This window comes from Leptolyngbya sp. GB1-A1 (genome assembly GCF_039962475.1).
GTDB lineage: Bacteria > Cyanobacteriota > Cyanobacteriia > Elainellales > Elainellaceae > Leptolyngbya_A.
Genome location: NZ_JAMPLI010000019.1, coordinates 59142 through 76951 on the forward strand (window position 1 = coordinate 59142; position 17810 = coordinate 76951).

Genomic DNA, 17810 nt, shown 5'->3' on the forward strand with positions numbered 1-17810 from the left:
GGACTTTTGATCCCGTGTTCGATTCAGCAACGCCCTAAATTTTAAGCAAAGCATTTGCTCGCTACAGCAGTTGATATTCTGCTAGCGTGAAGGTATCGACTTGAATTGCAGCCTGACGAGCCGTTTCGGCAACACGAATGAACTGGGCATCGATCGCGGAAATGATTTCAGCCTCGGCTGCCGCATTCAATGCTGGATCGGAGAAAGGCGATTCGGAAGAATGAGCGGTAAACTGACCCTTGCGAATGGCAGTTTTCAGAGTTTTGGTCGCACTTTCTGCCTGGGTACAGAGTACAAAGGCTTGTTCCAAACGTCCCAATGCTTCGTCCGGGTGAGTGGGAAGGTAAATTCCGGCAGTCAGGCGATCGCGCTCTAAACCCGGTTTCTGAACTTGCTGAGCAATTTGGCTTCCCAAACGATCGTGAGGAGGCTGCCCCACGGGATTGAGCCGACAGCTCATTAGAACGATGGCGCGAACCATAGCGGGGATGGGCAGGTTGCTCCAGATCCCCTCGATCGCTTGCTGGATTTGCATCAGGCTGTATTGCAGAGACCAATCGACCAGGGGTAGGTCTTCGGGCTGTTGTCCTTCTGCCTCGAAACGCCGTAGGGTCGCAACGCTGAGGTACAGCCATGAGGCGATGTCGGCAAAGCGTGCAGTAATTTTTTCGTGACGTTTCAAGCTGCCCCCAAAGCAGAGCAGCGCAAGGTCAGTGAGCAGGGCGAATTGGGCAGAGATCCAGGTGAGTTTGCGGTAGTAGCGAGCGGTGGGTCCGGGAATTGGAGAGCGGGCGATCGCCCCTCGCGAAAAACTTAAAAGCAATGTTCTAAAGATATTTCTGCAAACAAAACCAAGATGTTGCCACAACAGGCGATCGAATGCTACGGGGTCATTTTCTTGAACGGCTTTGACTTCGGCATAGAGATAGGGATGGCAACGAATTACCCCCTGACCAAAGATCATTAGGGTGCGAGTGAGGATATTAGAGCCTTCAACGGTAATGGGAATCGGCATGGCACTGTAAACGTTCGCCAGCAGGTTTCTCGGTCCCCGGCAAATTCCCGCACCACCCAGGATATCCATGCCATCGTTGACCAATTTGCGAGCAAGCTCGGTGAACTGATATTTGGCGATCGCGGACGCCACCGACGGCTTTTCGCCCTGATCCACTGCAGCACAGGTATAAACGCGGGCAGCTTCCAGCAGATAGGTGATGCCTGCAATGCGAGCGAGCGGCTCCTCGATGCCCTCAAATCGTCCGATCGACAAGCCAAACTGTTGCCTCACCGTCGCATGGGCACTGGTGACACGGGTGACGAATTTAGCGATACCTGTGCAACTCGCGGGAAAACTGATGCCCCGTCCTGCCGCCAGCGATTGCATCAGCATCTTCCAACCTTGCCCTGCCTGCTCGACCCCACCAATAATTTGATCCACAGAAATAACGACGTCCTGTCCTTCGATCGGAGAGTTGTAGAAGGGAACGCCCATTGGGTCGTGGCGTTTACCGAGAATCACACCAGACGTGTTGGCGGGAACCAGGGCGCAGGTAATTCCAATATCAGGGCCTTTGCCCAGAAGGTTATCGGGATCGTGGAGTTTAAAGGCGAGTCCAATAAGAGTGGCGATCGCCCCCAACGTGATGTACCGTTTGCGGAAATTCAACCGCACGTAACACTTGCCATCCTCTCCCCGAAACACCGTGCCTTGAGAAGTAATGCTGGCAGCGTCAGAACCAGCGGTCGGTTCGGTCAGGGCAAAGCAGGGAATTTCTTCTCCCCGTGCCAGTCGCGGCAGGTAGTATTCCTTCTGGGCGGCAGTGCCGTAGTTAAGCAGCAGTTTAGCGGGTCCCAGCGAATTGGTCACACCCACGGTCGCGGTATAGATAAAAGAGCGAGAGGCGAGCTTCACCATAATCGTGCTGTAGTCGAGATTAGAGAAGCCCAATCCACCGTACTTTTGAGGAATGAGCATCCCCAAAAAGCCTTCCTGTTTGAGATAACGCCAGACCTCCGGCGGCAAGTCTTTGCGGCGATGAATCTCCCAATCGGTTGCCATGCGACAAACATTCTCTACAGGACCATCGAGAAATGCCTGAAGTGTGGGGCTTGCCTCTGGATAAGGCTGGTGCTGGATGCGCTGGAAGTTTGGTTGCCCAGAGAAAAACTCGCCCTCAATCCAAACAGTGCCCGCATCAATGGCAGCCCGCTCGGTTTCGGAGATTTGGGGCAGAAGTTGGAGCGATCGCACTCCCCGCAAAATCGGTGTGCTAATCAAAGCCCGTCGTAACAGAGGAACATTGAGAATGACTGCAACAATAGCCCAAACTCCCCATAGCCAAATCGGCGAAGCGAATGCAAAAAGAACAAGACTGAGGTAGAGCGACCACAACCAGAGTGAAACACCCCAATATCCCAAAATGAACAGTAAAAAAACAGAAATGATGATTGTGAATGGCAATGAAATCATAGTTGTTTTCCCCAGATAAGGGCTATACCGATTCCCTGAAGTGAGATTACAGATCCGGTGGGGGCGGCTCGCGAATTGCCCTTATCTCTAAGCCGCCCTTGTCAATCTTCTGTAACCCTATGTTGAGGATTTGGTATTACTGTCACGGCAGGGCATCTGCGCTGAAACGTTCAGACTTGGTGAAATCGCACCAATGGTCTGCTGTCACGCCATCAAATTCTCGAAAACGCCCGCAGCACCCATGCCGCCTCCAACGCACATTGTCACTAACCCGTAGCGCACCCCCCGGCGTTTCATTTCGTGCAGCAGGGTAGCAGTGAGTTTGGCTCCGGTGCAGCCCAGGGGATGTCCGAGGGCGATCGCCCCACCATTCACGTTGGTAATGTCTTCGTTCAAGCCTAGTTTGCGAATGACGGCGAGAGATTGAGCGGCAAACGCTTCGTTCAATTCAATCAAGCCGATGTCATTTAGCGTGAGTCCCACCTGTTCCAGGACTTTAGGAATGGCGACAACAGGACCAATGCCCATCATTTCGGGAGGAACACCCGCGACGGCAAATCCGAGCAAGCGTCCCAGCGGTTTTAAACCCAACGCTTCGACCTTGCGCTGACTGAGCAGGAGTGTGGCGGCTGCCCCGTCAGACATTTGCGATGCGTTACCTGCTGTCACACTGCCCCCGACCTTAAAGGCTGTCGGCAGTTGAGACAGGGCTTCCAGACTCGTATCGCGGCGCGGTCCCTCATCCTGAGATAAAACCATTTCGCTGGACTGCACCTGTCCCTCGTGATACTGGTTGGTTTGAACCGTGATCGGGACCAGTTCCTCGTCGAACCTGCCCGACTGGTTGGCGGCAATTGCCCGCTGATGCGATCGCAGCGCAAAGGCATCCTGGTCGGCACGAGAAACACCGTACTGTTGCGCTACATTTTCAGCGGTCAAACCCATCGTGATGTAAACCTGAGGAGTGTTGTCAATCAGATCCGGATTGGGAGCAATCAGGTGTCCCCCCATTGGAATCAGGCTCATCGATTCAGCCCCTCCCGCCACGATCGCATCTGCCTGTCCCATCGCAATCGACTGGGATGCTAAGGCGATCGACTGTAGCCCAGAGGCACAGAAGCGGTTGACCGTGACGCCAGCCGCAGAATCGGGGAGTCCTGCGCGTTGAGCAACAATTCGTCCCAGGTTGAAGCCCTGCTCTGCTTCGGGAAAGGCACAGCCAAAAACCACGTCTTCGATATCCTTCGGCTCCACCCCTTCGACTGCATTCAGAGCACCTTCAACGGCGATCGCCCCCAGGTCATCTGGCCGCATATTTCGCAGCGTACCGCGAGGCGCTTTACCAACCGCAGTTCGTACACTACTGACGATATAAGCTGTTTCCATCATCTTCGCGTCCTCTTTGGAATCATCAAGGATTGGTTGAACGATTAATTTCTTAATGGCTTTTTCGTTTTAAGAATGTGAGCAATCCGTTCTTGAGTTTTGGGTTGCGCGAGGAGGGGCAAGAATGTTTCTCGCTCTAGCCGCAACAAATATTCTTCGGATACCTGCGTTGGAGCCGAGAGCATTCCTCCCGTCATCACATACGCCAATCGTTCTGCCAGGTAGCGATCGTATTCGCTGGCGTACCCTGCTTGTTCAAACACGTAGGCGGCATGATCTAGCATTGCCTGTCCTGAGCGTCCTGCAACCAGGATGGCAGGCTGTCGGGGGGGAGGAAGATAACCGATGCGATCGAGGTGCAGGACTTCTGCTTTGGCAATGGCAAGGCGGCGATCGCCATTCATCACAATTCGAGCCGTGGGCGGCAAAAATCCTAGCTCTTTTGCTTCCTCAGCACTATTGGAAACTTTGGCAGTGGCGATCGTCTCGAAGGCGTTGTGAAGGAAAGGTTGAACATGTCCCGGTGTAGCGGTAGCTGCTCGTTCGCCTGCCCGTGCCACCATTCGCATAATGCCACCCGCACCGGGAATCAGTCCTACACTCAGCTCAACCAGACCGATATACGTCTCTGCGGCAGCAACCACTTGAGGACAAGCCATTACGAGTTCGCAGCCGCCCCCCAACACTCGCCCCTGAATTGCAGCAACGATCGGCTTGGGCGCGTAGTGGAGACGCTGAAGGGTAGACTGAAATTGTTCAATCAGTTGAGCGATCGCTGCTGGATTTGACTGCGCGAGCATTCCTATCTCGGCTAAATTTGCGCCTCCTGAGAAATTATCGCTCTCATTGCCGATCACGACTCCTTTAACGTTGTCATCACTTTCTAAAATTCGTAGCGTTTCGGTTAATCCCTCTATCACTTTAAAGCTCAGCGTATTGCCCTTCGATCGAAACTCGTACAGCAAAACGCCATCATCCAGATCGATTAATCCCGCTTCCGCGTTCTGCCAGACAACCCGTTTGGGGTCGCTTCGCAGCATGGATAGATTGATCTCATCGACGGGCGAAGGGATTGGGACATATTGACCTCTGGGCTGATTGCTGGGCTGATTACTGGGCTGATACACCTGCCACTGTTGTGACGGCGAGATCTGGGGAACCGGGGCGGAAACTTGAGCATCAGATAACGGTGCTTTTTCGAGCTGATAAAAGCGATCGTTCCCTGCCTCCGCCATTTGGAGAACCCAATCTGGAATTGACTGGTGTGCTGCCTGCAAATCGGTGAGTATCCGCTGGAAACCCAGCGCATCCCAGATTTCAAACACGCCCAGTTCCCAACCAAAGCCCCAGCGCATCGCCCGATCGATTTCCAGGGGACTATCGGCAATTTCTGGAATGCGACGGGCACTGTACGTCAGGATGTTCAGGATGGTTTGGCGGAAGAAGTCTCCCGCACGGCTAGAATCGTCATACAGTGCCCGCAGGCGATCGTGCAGGTCAGGAATTTTGGCAATCGCTTTCAGGTTGTCCCCCAGGTTCATCGGTTGTGCAGGCTCATACGCCAGCGTCACCGGGTTGACGGAGAGAATTTGAGATTGCTGTTTCTTGTAAAATCCCTGTCCTGATTTCGCACCCAGCGTCCCCGTAGAAACCAGTTTTCGCAGAATCTCGGGAACCTGAAAGATTTCGCGGCTCTCGTCGTCTGGTAGGGCGGGGTAGAGGTGTTCCAGAACCGCAAGCAGGGTGTCGAGTCCCACCAGGTCGGCGGTGCGGAAGGTGGCAGATTTGGGTCTGCCCATCAGCGCTCCAGTGAGCGTGTCAATTTCCTCAATGGTATATCCTTGCTGAGTCCAGGCTCGTAAACCTAGCATCGTGACATATACACCAATTCGATTGGCGATGAAATTAGGTGTATCTTTGGCGTGGACGATCGCTTTACCCAGATGCATCTCAGCAAACCACTGGACGCACTCCACAACAGCCGGATCGGTGTCAGCGGTGGGAATCAGTTCCAGTAATTTGAGGTAGCGGGGAGGATTAAAGAAATGAGTGCCGAGAAAGCGTTTACGGAAGGAGAGAGAGCGATGTTGGGCTATCGACCCAATCCTTAATCCACTCGTATTACTGGAGACGACCGCATCCGGGCGAATCACCTCCTCCAGACGTTCCATCAATTGTTGCTTAATCTGGAGATCTTCGATCACTGCCTCAATCACCCAATCGACTCCGCTCAAACGATGAAAGTGTTCCTCATAGTTCCCCAGCGTGATTCTGTGAATTATCTTTCCAGTGAAGCAGATTGGGGGTGAAAGCTTGAGTGCTTTCTTAAACAGAGCTTCAACCCGATCGTTTTTGTTTGCCTCCGATCCCGGCAGATCTAGAAGATGGACGGTTAGCCCTGCATTTGCAAGGTGGGCTGCGATCTGGCTGCCCATGACTCCCGCGCCCAAAACAGCGACCGTTTGAAAAGGTTGGAACATGAGTCAAATGCCTCCTGTGCAATGAGTTGAAGGTGAAGTGTCTAGCGAGTAATGTGGAGTGACTGAGCGTAAGTGGGACAAACCACAGCAGGAGGAATCGGACAGGTGATTTCTAAAATCACTTCTGACATCTCCCGATCGGTCACTGCTAGCTGACTTGGTGAATCTTTTGGGCTTCTTTCCTGATATAAATCGTTGATGTCTGAAGTAAGGGCGATCGCCACTTCATTTCGATTCAAGTTTCCGTTCAACCAATCTTTTCCGGAGTGGGAGTGCGGCGAGATTAACCGAAACCGCTTGACGATCGCCCAGTAAGGCAAATGGCAATTTGCAGCGTTAACCACAGACTGATAAAGTGCCAATGTACAAGGATGCTGCAAGAGCCTCTCATCATCCAGGCTGAGCGATTGCAGGCGGTTGCTTTGCAGTTCCCCGAAGGGGTAATCGCCCAACGCGCTCCAATCCGGCAAAATCAGGGCAGCACAATACTTCCGATCAGCACCAACAATTAAGGCTCGTGCAACAAAGGGCGATCGCATCAACCGGGCTTCGATGGGCTGAGGGGCAATGTATTTGCCTATCGAGAGCTTGAACAGTGGTTTTTTAATACCTGTGATTTGCAGTAGCCCATCGGAGGTAAAGTGACCCAAATCGCCTGTGTGCAGCCAGCCCTGAGCATCAATCAGCTCCAGGGTTGCCGCTGGATTTTTGTAATACCCCGGCGTGATAAAATCTCCCCGCACCAGAATTTCGGAATCAGGGGCGATTGCCACTTCCGTTCCAGGGATGGGTACGCCAACAGTTCCCGCTTGATTGTGCTCCGCGCGATTGAAGCAAACAATACCCGCCTGCGTCAGCCCATAGCCCTGTAAAACCGTCACCCCTGCCGTCGCAAATCCACGAACCAACTCTGCTTTCAGGGCAGCCCCGCCACAGAGGATATACTTGATTCGTCCGCCAAACAGCGATCGCCACTGCGACAGCACCAATCGATCTGCGAGCCGCAGCAAAACCGCATGATGTCTGCTCAACGGTCGACCTGAAGCGTTGGATCGCATCAGCTTGAGAGTCCAGGTAAAAACGCGCTGCTTCCACTTCGATTCAACCTGTTGCCCCCACTCCAGAAACTTATTAAAGATTTTTTCTAGAAAAATGGGAACGGTTGCGAGAATCGTTGGCTGAACTTGTTTGAGATGTTTGAGGATCTGATTGGGAGTGGAAAAGTAAATGCTGTGTCCATAGTACAGATGCCCGTAGAGCAAACAGCGAGCAAATACGTGCGTTAACGGTAGAAATGAAAGAACGGTTTCCTCTGCCCCCCACTGTAAACCCGATAAACTGGCAAATGCAGCCAAAGCACTGCCTACTAAATTGCGATGAGTCAGCATTACCCCTAACAGTTCGCCGTTGGCTGCGGGAATATAAATGATGGTCGCTAAATTCTGAGGAGACAGGATAGGTCGCTCTAACCCCGTTGCTGCCTGTTCTTGTCCCCGATTTTGCAATTCCGTCAGCGAAAGAATGTGACAGAAATGGGGCAGAGCGGTTCCTTCGGAGTTGCGCTTCGCGCTAATCGCCCTCCACTTCTCAGGCTCAGTCCCAAATTCAGCCTCAGAATCAGCCCCGGATTCAGGAATAGATTCAGGAACAGACTCAACGACAACATGCTGGAGCACAGGCAACTGATCCAGGTAGGGCACAAGTTGTTCGAGCCAATCCCACTGAGCGACCCACAGTAGCCTGGCTTCGCTGTGTTGCAGGATGAAAATAATGTTTTCGATCGTCTGTGTTAGATCGATCGGTACATTAACTAAACTTGCCATCAAACTCCCCATGTCTGCGATCGCAAACCGGGTATCATTTTGAGTCAGCAGGGCAATTCGATCGCCCGGCTGCAAACCCAGGCTTAACAGTCCTTGCGCCACAGTCTGACACTGCTCCCGAAAGGTATAGTTTGAGAGCGATTGCCAGTCTGTAGGACTTGGTTGGTTCAGTGCGGTGGAGTTGAGAGCGCGATCGCAGGCTAGATCAAGCAGAGCAGGTAGCGTTGTGTCTGGGATGGTGGGAACAAATGCAGTCGGCAAGCGAGGGGATTTTGTCCATAGCATGGTTTTTCCAGAAGAAACAATTTCTTCTCCTCAATTGCATATTGAAGGATGGCTTTTTGTTAAACTTACGTTCACTAAAAAATCATTTCCGAATCGACAAAGCTTGTGCATCAGGTTGGATTGATTAACCCAAAACTGCTAAAAGGCTGGCAGTATTCTGCTTGATCAAGGTGTTGATCGAGCCAAGTTATGAGATCGGAGAAGATTTCCTCATAGTCGTTATCAATATATAAATCGTGGTAATTTCCTTCGTATTCGCGATGTTCCTTATCAGGAAAAATGACCTGTTGAAAGAATGCACGGCTTCCTTCGGGTAACGTGACGCGATCGCTGCTGCCATGCATAATCAGGAGTGGAATTTTCAGTTCAGAGGCGTGGGACTGAATCCAATTCACTGTTTTAAAGAACTCCGTTGCCAACCGGGCACTGCCGTATTCATGGCGCAGAGGGTCTTGAGTATAGGCAGCGATCGCTTCTGGATCCCGTGAACCATACTCATTGCGAATTCCCAATTTGAGACTGAAGCGCGGCACCGTTCTGGACAACATCCGCCCCAACACCAGTTTTGTTCGGGCAATATTGATTTTACTGAGTGCTGGTGCTGAGAGAATGAGTCCTTGAATGTCGTTGGGCGATCGTAATGCATAGTCCAGAGTAATGGTTCCACCGAGGCTATGTCCCCAGATAATCAAGGGGCAGCAGGTGCGCTGCGACCGAATATAGTGCAAGAAGGCACTCAAGTCCTCTCGAAATTCCTTCCAGTGGTTGATATGCCCTCGTTGTCCGGGCGATCGCCCATGTCCCCGCAAATCAAAGGCATATACCTCATAGCCTTGGGGAACTAAGTACTCAACGACATTTTTAAAAACACCGCTATGTCCTCCCAGCCCATGCACCAGGATAATCATCGCCTGACTGGGTTGCGTTGGCAGCCAGCTTTGATAATACAGTTGGCATCCTCGAAATCCTTTAAACCTTCCCTGTTTATGCTTCATGGAATTCCCCCAACAGGTATTTTTCGGGCGTTGCTGAATCGGGATATGAACGGTGCAAATTTAGCTTCTGCATCGCCCCCTAAATCCCCCAATGCTGGGGGACTTTGAATTCTGGTTCCCCCCAACTTTGGGGGCTAGGGGGGCGTATCATACGCTTATTCAGCAACGCCTTTTTTCGGACTATCAAGAGTTCTAAGACACACCCTGGAAGCAGGCATCACACACTCAGCAACTGAACCTGTGACACTTGAAAGAATGGAGCCAAATTCAGTGGGGAAGGCAATCCTGGAGTAAACCGGTTGGAGTCAACGTATTGTGCATTCAGCGCAATACAAGTTCACCCTCATGACCTTGGTTCCTACCAGGCTCTAACAGGTAACGCAAGTACCAGCGTTTGCGCCGAGTTGCCTCCCACGAAAGCGTTTTTCAAGTCAACAATGCTGATTTGTTAACGGCAGGGAGGTTGAGGCTTTGACCTCGGTTAAAACAATATTCGTTTTAACTCTATCGACACCTGGAATTTGGGTGATAGTTTCACTCATTAGTTGTTCCAAGCATTGACGATCGAATGCAACCACTTTAAGCAGGTAGTCAAATTCCCCAGTCAAGTGATGGCATTCCAGCACCTCCGGTAGCCCTTGCACCTGTTCACAAAACTGCCCCACGCACTCCGGTTGATGATGGGCAAGAGTGACCTGAGCAAAGCAGAGCAGATCCAATCCCAACGCCTCGCGGTTGACTAGGGTTACGTAGCGATCGATAAACCCGTTGTCTTCTAACTTTTTGAGCCGCTTTTGCAGCCCAGGAGCGGTAAGTTTTAGCTGGCGCGCAAGTTCGGCATTACTCATTCGGCTGTTTTCTTGAAGAAGTTGCAGCAGTAGCCGATCTCGCTCGTCGAGTTGCTGGGATTGCCCGACTTGTTTATTTGTATTTTGCTTGTTCGTATTTTGTTTGCTTGTATTTTGCTTGTTTGTATCTTGTTCGTTCGTATTTTGCTCGTTAGTTGTCAGCTTATCGGTGAGTTTGACCCCAGAGAGTTTCTTCTTCAAGTCTCCCCCTCCGGCTTCAGCTACTAATTTTTTATACTCACAATCTAGTAAATTGTTCTAAATAAAGTCAAGAATTCGAGTTAATTTTTAACACTCTGAACTCGATAAAACAGAGCTTTCTGATCTAGATGGAACGATCGAGTTTATAAATGAAACTTTAGTCTGAATAAAATCTGTACAAGGACAGATGTGTTTAACTGGCAAGAGCTGCCGTTAGAGATGTAGGTGTTTGATGCTATTGCCTTGGTCTGGATGCAAAACTCGTTGGGAGGCTCGCCCAGCTTCCCGTCGATCGCGATTCGTCACCCAGGTAGGGTCAGTATAATGAGCCTGGCATTTGAGCAATTGTGGGAGAAAAGTGAACCGTTTAACGAAAAGCAATTAGTTAACATCGGATAGAGCTGGAATCAACAGGCATTGTTAACGATAGTCTGCAGTTTACAATTCTGAAGTTAACAGAAAATTTGACGAGAAATGTAAATCCCATGATACGAAAAAGTGCTGATAAAGACTTTGAGGAAATCTTCAATATCATTAATGATGCGGCAATTGCTTATAAAGGGATTATTCCCCCTGACTGCTGGCACGAGCCCTATATGACTCAAGAAGAGTTAAAAGTGCAAATCGAGAGCGGCGTAGAGTTTTCATGTTACATCGATAATAATGAAATGATTGGAGTGATGGGAATTCAGGACAAAACGGATGTTGAGCTAATTCGCCATGCGTATGTCAGAACAAAACAAAGGAACACAGGCATCGGAACACTCCTACTTCGGGAATTAATTAAAGACTCAACAAAACCAATTTTGATTGGAACCTGGAAAGCGGCTAATTGGGCGATCGGTTTTTATGAGAAGAACGGTTTTTGTCTTGTTGCCGAGGAGGAGAAGAATGACCTGCTGAAGCGATATTGGACGATTTCAGCTCGGCAAGTTGAGACTTCAGTTGTTCTGGTAGACGAGAAATACAAGCGGCTGAAAGATTTCTAGCCGTGGTTAGCCTGCTTCGATGCCCACAGCGAGAAATTGTCCTTTACCCTGCTGAATCACGTAGCCCTTTCCGCTAGCTTGAATCACTTTTGGACAAATCGCCTTGCTCCTCTACTGCTATCTTCAGGGCAAGTTTGCAATTGCGCTGATGAGCGTGTCGATCGCCTGCTGTTTTTGAGGATCGGCCCCTGCTGCATATTGGAGTGGAAAGGTCACAGCAATCTCTGGGGTAACTCCTTTTCCTTCTAATCGCTGATTTCCATCCACCAAAACATCAGCTACAGCGACATACACCAAACTGCCATCCTGCATCACAAATCCACGTCCTGCTACCACTGCGCCTGCGGTCGTCGTGCCAACTGAAGCCCCGATTTTGGACTGCTGAAAGCCATAAGCAATAATCTCTTTGCTGCTTCTGCTGCCTTCGTTCATCAACAGCACCACAGGTTTTTTCCAGCGATAGTTTGCAACGAACGCATTGCCATCTCGTCTGATACTGGTGACGCTCGGACTCTCGCCCGTGAAGAAATTGAGATAATCGATCGACCCCCCGCCCCAGCCGTCACGGATATCGAGCACTAAGCCATCTGCCTCGGCGAGTTTACCAAACATCAACTCTTGGATCATTTGCTGCTGGTGAGAGTCAGCGGCATTGGACCAGATATGAAGATAGCCAATGCGTTTCCCTTGCTGCTCAATGATTTGAGTGCTTGCCTGTTGAGCATCTTTGAATAGGGTCGTCGCGTCAAATTTCTGCGGAGTTACACTAATTTCTTGCTGGCTATTCGGGTCAGGCGATCGCTGAACTAACAGTGTCACACTCTGCCCGGCTTTACCTGCAAAAGAATCAATCGCTTGATAAGGTTTGCCGTCTACGTTCAGCAATTGATCGCCGACCCTCAGGCTGGTACTTGCGGCTGGACTGCCCTCTAATATCCCGCTTACAAATAGTTTCTCGTTAATGTTTTTTGTAAAGATACCAATGCCCGTGTACTCATACTTGTCATTTGGAAACAGTGCTTTTGCAGCGGACGGCAGATCTTGAATGTCAGGCTGAAAAATTCCTAAAAGTTGATAATAAGCAGTTTCATTGGGCAAGTAGAAATGGGTATGAGAAGTCTTCAGTTCAGCTAGCATCTGATTCACGATTCCTGCAAGCTGTTGACGAGTTTGAACTGCTGCGGCTTGCGGTTTGTATTTGTCTCGCATCGCTGCCCAGTCAATCCCGTTAAAATTCTCATCGTAAAAATTCTCATTGACCGTCTGCCAAACCTCGTTAAATACTTTCTCTTCGATTGATTCCTGAGATGAAACAGGAGATATAAACCAAAGCAAAAACAACGCTGCAAAGCTAATCAGCGCGATCGAAAAATACTTTGCAAAATACTTCGCTGGTTTATAAAAACGAGAAGAAAAATGAGCCATTACTGTTCTAATCCCTATTCAAATAAGTGGAACTTCACCCATCTATTTCTCTTTCATTAAGGAGATGATTACATCCACTAACTTCTCCGGGTCAACTGGTTTAGCAATGTGCCCCTGGAATCCTGCTGCAAGTGCCTGTTGTTGGTTAAGTTCCCCGGCGTAAGCTGTTAGCGCAATTGCAAGAACATCCCCGTTGTCTTCTGACGATCGGCTTCTAATCTGACGTAGGAGTTCATAGCCATCCATTTCTGGCATCCCAATGTCGCTAACGAGAATATCAGGCTTGAATACATCTAAGGTTTCTAGAGCTTCGATCGCAGAGGTTGTTACTTTTATTTCTGCTCCGGTTTGTTCCAAAATGGCAAGAACCAGTTCTCGCATATCGGCTTGATCGTCTACCGCTAAAACTCGGAAGCCTGCCAGGGGGAGAGCTTTTACTGAGGAGCTTAAAGGCTCGGGCTGACCTGGATTTTCTCCACGTCGACTTTTTGACGCTGGTAATAGAACAGTAAATGTTGCGCCTAATCCTTCTCCAGGGCTTTCTGCCTGAACCGTTCCGCCGTGTAGTTCCGTTAAGTACTGGACGATCGCCAACCCTAACCCCAATCCACCAAACTTACGGGTTGTTGTGCCGTCCTCCTGTCGGAAGTATTCAAACACATGGGGTAGAAACTGCGGAGCAATTCCTTTGCCGGTGTCTTGAACTTGAATTTGAACGTGAGTATTGGTTTGCGCTAGTCGAATCTCTACGGTTCCGCCTGACGGGGTAAATTTGATTGCATTACTGAGCAAATTCCAGACCACCTGTTGAAGACGAGCGACATCCCCTGAGACTGGTTCAATTTCACTGGCGATAACCTTCTGTACTTCAATCCCTTTTGCTTCAGCAGACAAGTGTACGGTTTCCAGAGCAGCATCAACGACCGTGACTAAATTAACTGGACAAACATCTAGCATCAGTTTGCCGCGCAGAATCCGTGAGACATCGAGTAAATCATCAATGAGTTGGGTTTGCAGCTTAGCATTGCGCTCGATCGTTTCCAGGGCACGCCTTGTTGCTGCTTCATCAAACTGATGTGCTTGCAGCAGCTTTGCCCATCCCAGAATGGGATTAAGGGGTGATCGCAGTTCGTGAGACAGCACTGCCAAAAATTCATCTTTAATCCGGTTGGCTTGTTCGGCTTCTCTCCGGGCATTCTGTTCGCGTTCTAACAATTTTTCACGTTCTTGTTCGGCTTGCTTTCGTTCGGTAATGTTTTCAGCAAAAATGATAATGCCGCCAATTTCGCCACCGCTGGCATACCAGGGCAAAATTTCCCAATGGAGCCAGACCATTGATCCATCTGAGCGCAGGTAGCAATCCTCTTCGCATCGTTCTGTTGCTCCTGCCAGACAACGCTGATGAACCTGCTGCCAGCGTTCTGGAATATCCGTTATGACCTCGTAATGCGATAAACCCTTGAGATTGGTATAACCTGGAGCATACTCGCTCATCCAGCGATCGCTGGCAAAAAGGTAGCGCATTTCTCGATCCAGCATAACAACCGCAGCCGGAGTACGTTCAATAAATCTTTGAAGCGTTTCACTGGCTGACTGCGCTCTTGCCAAAAGCTGTTCTCGCTCTGTCTCAGCTTGCTTTCGATGCGTGATGTCTTGCACAACACCCATCATTCCGAGAACCTGCCCGAACGAGTCGTACTGAGCACGTCCTTTGGCAGCGATCCATTGTTCTGTTCCATCCGGATGAATCACTCGATATTCAATGTCGTAGTCGCTGCGTCCAGCAATCGCTTTTTCAACCTGTAAACCTGCTCGCTCTCGATCGTCTGGATGAAGGAGTTTTTGCATTTGGATCCAGGTCATATAGGGTCCTGGTGGAATGCCAAATATCTCAGCCGCTTGCCCTGACAATGTCACGATGTCGGTTGCTGCGTTCCAACTCCAGTCTCCCAGTTTTGCAGCCGCCAATGCCAAACTTAATTGCTCAGTACTCTCTTTTAATGCTTTTTCCGCTTGTTTGCGCTCGGTAATGTCTGTACAGGTGCCAAACCAGCGAATGACTTGACCTTGCTCATCCAGCATCGGCAGGGCACGGGTGAGATGCCAACAGTAGCTGCCGTCCGCTCGTTTCAAGCGATGTTCTACGTCATAGCTTGTCTTTTGCTCAGCGGCTTGAGTCCATCGCCTGATGCTGTCGGCGCGATCGTCGGGATGAATAATTTTCTGCCAGCCCAATCCCTGAGTTTGTGCCAGGGTTAGCCCAGTGTAGTCGAACCAGCGAGGGCTGTAATAATCAACCCAACCTTGAGCATCCGCTGTCCAAACCATTTGCGGAATCGATTCTGCGAGAAAGCGAAAACGCTGTTGGTTGGCGACGCGACGCGATCGACCCAACTCCAAATTCGTTGCCACCCGCGCCAGCAGTTCTCTCGCGCTAAAAGGCTTGACCAAATAATCATCGGCTCCCGCTTCCAGTCCCTCAACGGCAGCTTCTTCACCCGCTCGCGCTGAGAGCAGCAAAATGGGAATCTCGCGAGTTTGGGGATCAGCCCGGAGTTGCCGCAGCAGTTCAAAGCCATCGAGCCGGGGCATCATCACATCGGTGAGCACTAAATCCGGCAATTGGGCACGAGCCGCTTCCAGGGCAGCTTGACCATCGGCAACTGCTTCGACCTCATAGTGTTCCCTCAGGAGCCGTTGCAGGTAGTGACGCATATCCGCATTGTCATCGGCTAACAAAATTCGGGCAGAAACACGGGGAGGTAACGCTGCTGAGTCTTCGCGGCGCTCCACAACCCACTCTAGGGCTTCTTCGACATAAGCCGTTGCGCCTGAAGCCGTTGAAGCCTGGGTTCGGACGGATTGAATCTGCTCCGACGGCAGGTGAGCACACCCGATCGGCAATCGCACAACAAAAGTACTTCCTTCCTTCTCCACACTGCTCGCAGTCACCGTTCCCCCATGCAGCTTGACCAATTCCTGCACCAGCGACAGTCCAATGCCCGAACCTTCATAGGAGCGACCCTGCGCCCCGGCAACCCGATGAAATCGTTCAAATAGACGGGGCAGCTCATGAGCCGGAATGCCAGTTCCCGTATCTTGAACGATCAGTTCAACCGCAGCGTCCACCGGATACAGTGACACCGAGATTTGTCCCTCAAAGGTGAACTTGAAGGCGTTAGAGAGCAAGTTAAGGACAATCTTCTCCCACATTTCGCGATCGACATACACGGGTTCAGGCAGCGGAAGACAATTCACGACAAGCTGTAACCCTGCTTTCTCGATCGCCGATCGAAACCCACTAGCGAGATCAGCCGTCAGGCTTGCCAGATCGGTTGCCTCATAAACGGCTTGAATTCGCCCCGCCTCAAGCCGAGAAAAGTCGAGTAATGTGTTGACCAGCTTTAACAAACGCTGGCTGTTGCGATGCGCCACGGCAATTTGTTCTCGTTCGGCGGCAGGCAAATGGTCATTCTGAAGCAAATCCTCTAGCGGATTCAGCATCAAGGTCAGCGGTGTGCGAAACTCGTGGCTGACATTGGAAAAGAAAACCGTTTTTGCCCGATCGATTTCTGCCAGCATTTCGGCGCGGCGGCGTTCTTCTTCATAAGCTTGAGCATTGCGGATCGACACGGAAACCTGTCCAGCCAACAGCTCATAAAACGACTGGTAGCCTTCATCCAGCGCCCGATTCGGACTGATGCCACAAATCAGCACTCCTAGCGGTGCAGCCACATTCGACGACGGAATCGGTAAGGCGATCGCCTGGCTCACGCTTTCGTTCCAAGGTCCGCCAGGAATGGTGGTGTCCCGATCAAGCTCTGAGACGATCGCGGTTTGACCTGCCATCGCTTTTGCTAGAGACCATCGATCCGCTGTTTCTGCCAGTGATTCTGAAAGCAGGACAGCTGTTGGAACAATCGCTAGATTGCCGTTCATCCCCACGCTGCCGCAGAGCTTTAGGGTTTGGTCGTTGAAGTCGCTCAAGTAGATCAGGGCAAAGGGTACATCTAGCAGACAGTCCGCGATCGTCGCCAGAATATCCTGACAGGTTGCATCCACACTACGCGTTTCCCCTGCCTGTGCTGCCAGGTCGCGCTGCAAACGCAACCGTCGCTCTCCTAACACCTGCTGCGTCACTTCGCTACAGACACAGAGCATTCCGCGAATCGTGCCTGCATCATCTTCAACGGCACTGTAGGACAAACTAAAATGAGCTTCCTCGTTGTAGCCGGAGCGGTTCACTGCGAGCATCTGGTCTTCCACCCAGTTGGGAACCCCAGTCGTCATGACTTCGGTAATCATCGGACCGATCACATCCCAGGACTCAGCTTGAGTTTCCCGGATCGATCGTCCCAGCGCATAGGGATGTTTCGTGCCAATCAGATTGATGTAAGCATCGTTGTAAATCTGAATTAGCTCTTGCTCCCACAGCAAGATCATGGGGTAACGCGAGCCTAACAGCGTGCGAACAGTTGATTTCAGGCTTTGCGACCAGGATTCGACAGCCCCCACTGGCGTTTGTGCCCACTCCATTGCCTGCATCCGTGTTCCCATCTCCCCAAACTTGGGGAAGGGACTTGTTCTGTGTCTGTTCATTCGCCGTCCTCCCTCTTCTTCATATTAGGCATTTCGCGGTTCGAGTGGGGAAGCTGGCAGTCCCGTCTCTTCGTAAATGTTATGCTTGCTCCTGCTTGCCGCCGTGCCGCCTGTAATTTCTGCTGTCCCTGTGCGGTTAAAACCACTCCGCGTTTACAACAATTGCGCTTGTCCAGGTCTGTTAAATCTGGCTTGGCTCCAAAGCCTTAGGATGGCGAATTGAGCAAGCAACTGTAAACTATTTGATCCATCTCAACTATCCTTTTAACTTACCGCTTAAATTACTAACTAAGTGGTCTTATATTCCCT

At 50.7% G+C, this 17810-nt stretch carries 9 protein-coding genes; 1 reads left to right on the forward strand and 8 read right to left on the reverse strand.

What is annotated here, in order from left to right; translation table 11 throughout:
* Positions 1-61: 61 nt before the first annotated feature.
* The 6 genes from NDI45_RS17675 to NDI45_RS17700 form a co-directional block, all read right to left on the reverse strand.
* Positions 62-2470 carry an acyl-CoA dehydrogenase gene (locus NDI45_RS17675; RefSeq protein WP_348248124.1) on the reverse strand — a complete coding sequence of 803 codons (2409 nt, stop codon included), beginning with the start codon at positions 2468-2470 and terminating at the stop codon, positions 62-64.
* A 204-nt stretch (positions 2471-2674) separates the two neighbouring features.
* Positions 2675-3856, reverse strand: coding sequence for an acetyl-CoA C-acyltransferase (locus NDI45_RS17680; protein ID WP_348248144.1), 1182 nt, complete (start codon positions 3854-3856; stop codon positions 2675-2677).
* Positions 3857-3900: 44 nt separating this feature from the next.
* Positions 3901-6336, reverse strand: coding sequence for a 3-hydroxyacyl-CoA dehydrogenase NAD-binding domain-containing protein (locus NDI45_RS17685; RefSeq protein ID WP_348248125.1), 2436 nt, complete (start codon positions 6334-6336; stop codon positions 3901-3903).
* A 41-nt stretch (positions 6337-6377) separates the two neighbouring features.
* Positions 6378-8444: an AMP-binding protein gene (locus tag NDI45_RS17690; protein WP_348248126.1), complete on the reverse strand. Its 2067-nt coding sequence runs from the start codon at positions 8442-8444 to the stop codon at positions 6378-6380.
* 110 nt (positions 8445-8554) lie between these two features.
* Entirely contained in the window at positions 8555-9439 is an 885-nt protein-coding gene (locus NDI45_RS17695; RefSeq protein ID WP_348248127.1) for a lysophospholipase, read from the reverse strand.
* Between the two features lie 431 nt (positions 9440-9870).
* Entirely contained in the window at positions 9871-10488 is a 618-nt protein-coding gene (locus NDI45_RS17700) for an Lrp/AsnC family transcriptional regulator (RefSeq protein ID WP_242067460.1), read from the reverse strand.
* A 485-nt stretch (positions 10489-10973) separates the two neighbouring features.
* Here NDI45_RS17700 and NDI45_RS17705 point away from each other — a divergent pair, with 485 nt between their 5' ends.
* Positions 10974-11477 (forward strand): GNAT family N-acetyltransferase, encoded by a 504-nt coding sequence (locus NDI45_RS17705; RefSeq protein ID WP_348248128.1) that lies wholly within the window; start codon positions 10974-10976, stop codon positions 11475-11477.
* A 123-nt stretch (positions 11478-11600) separates the two neighbouring features.
* Here NDI45_RS17705 and NDI45_RS17710 read toward each other — a convergent pair whose 3' ends face one another.
* Positions 11601-12902, reverse strand: coding sequence for a S41 family peptidase (locus tag NDI45_RS17710; RefSeq protein ID WP_348248129.1), 1302 nt, complete (start codon positions 12900-12902; stop codon positions 11601-11603).
* 42 nt (positions 12903-12944) lie between these two features.
* Positions 12945-17501, reverse strand: coding sequence for an ATP-binding protein (locus tag NDI45_RS17715; RefSeq protein ID WP_348248130.1), 4557 nt, complete (start codon positions 17499-17501; stop codon positions 12945-12947).
* Between the last annotated feature and the right edge of the window lie 309 nt (positions 17502-17810).

Coding starts and splice junctions, on each gene's coding strand:
- NDI45_RS17685 (WP_348248125.1), bottom strand. CDS start 6,336: ATGTTCCAACCTTTTCAAACGGTCGCTGTTTTGGGCGCGGGAGTCATG.
- NDI45_RS17675 (WP_348248124.1), bottom strand. CDS start 2,470: ATGATTTCATTGCCATTCACAATCATCATTTCTGTTTTTTTACTGTTC.
- NDI45_RS17695 (WP_348248127.1), bottom strand. CDS start 9,439: ATGAAGCATAAACAGGGAAGGTTTAAAGGATTTCGAGGATGCCAACTG.
- NDI45_RS17705 (WP_348248128.1), top strand. CDS start 10,974: ATGATACGAAAAAGTGCTGATAAAGACTTTGAGGAAATCTTCAATATC.
- NDI45_RS17690 (WP_348248126.1), bottom strand. CDS start 8,444: ATGCTATGGACAAAATCCCCTCGCTTGCCGACTGCATTTGTTCCCACC.
- NDI45_RS17680 (WP_348248144.1), bottom strand. CDS start 3,856: ATGGAAACAGCTTATATCGTCAGTAGTGTACGAACTGCGGTTGGTAAA.
- NDI45_RS17710 (WP_348248129.1), bottom strand. CDS start 12,902: ATGGCTCATTTTTCTTCTCGTTTTTATAAACCAGCGAAGTATTTTGCA.
- NDI45_RS17715 (WP_348248130.1), bottom strand. CDS start 17,501: ATGAACAGACACAGAACAAGTCCCTTCCCCAAGTTTGGGGAGATGGGA.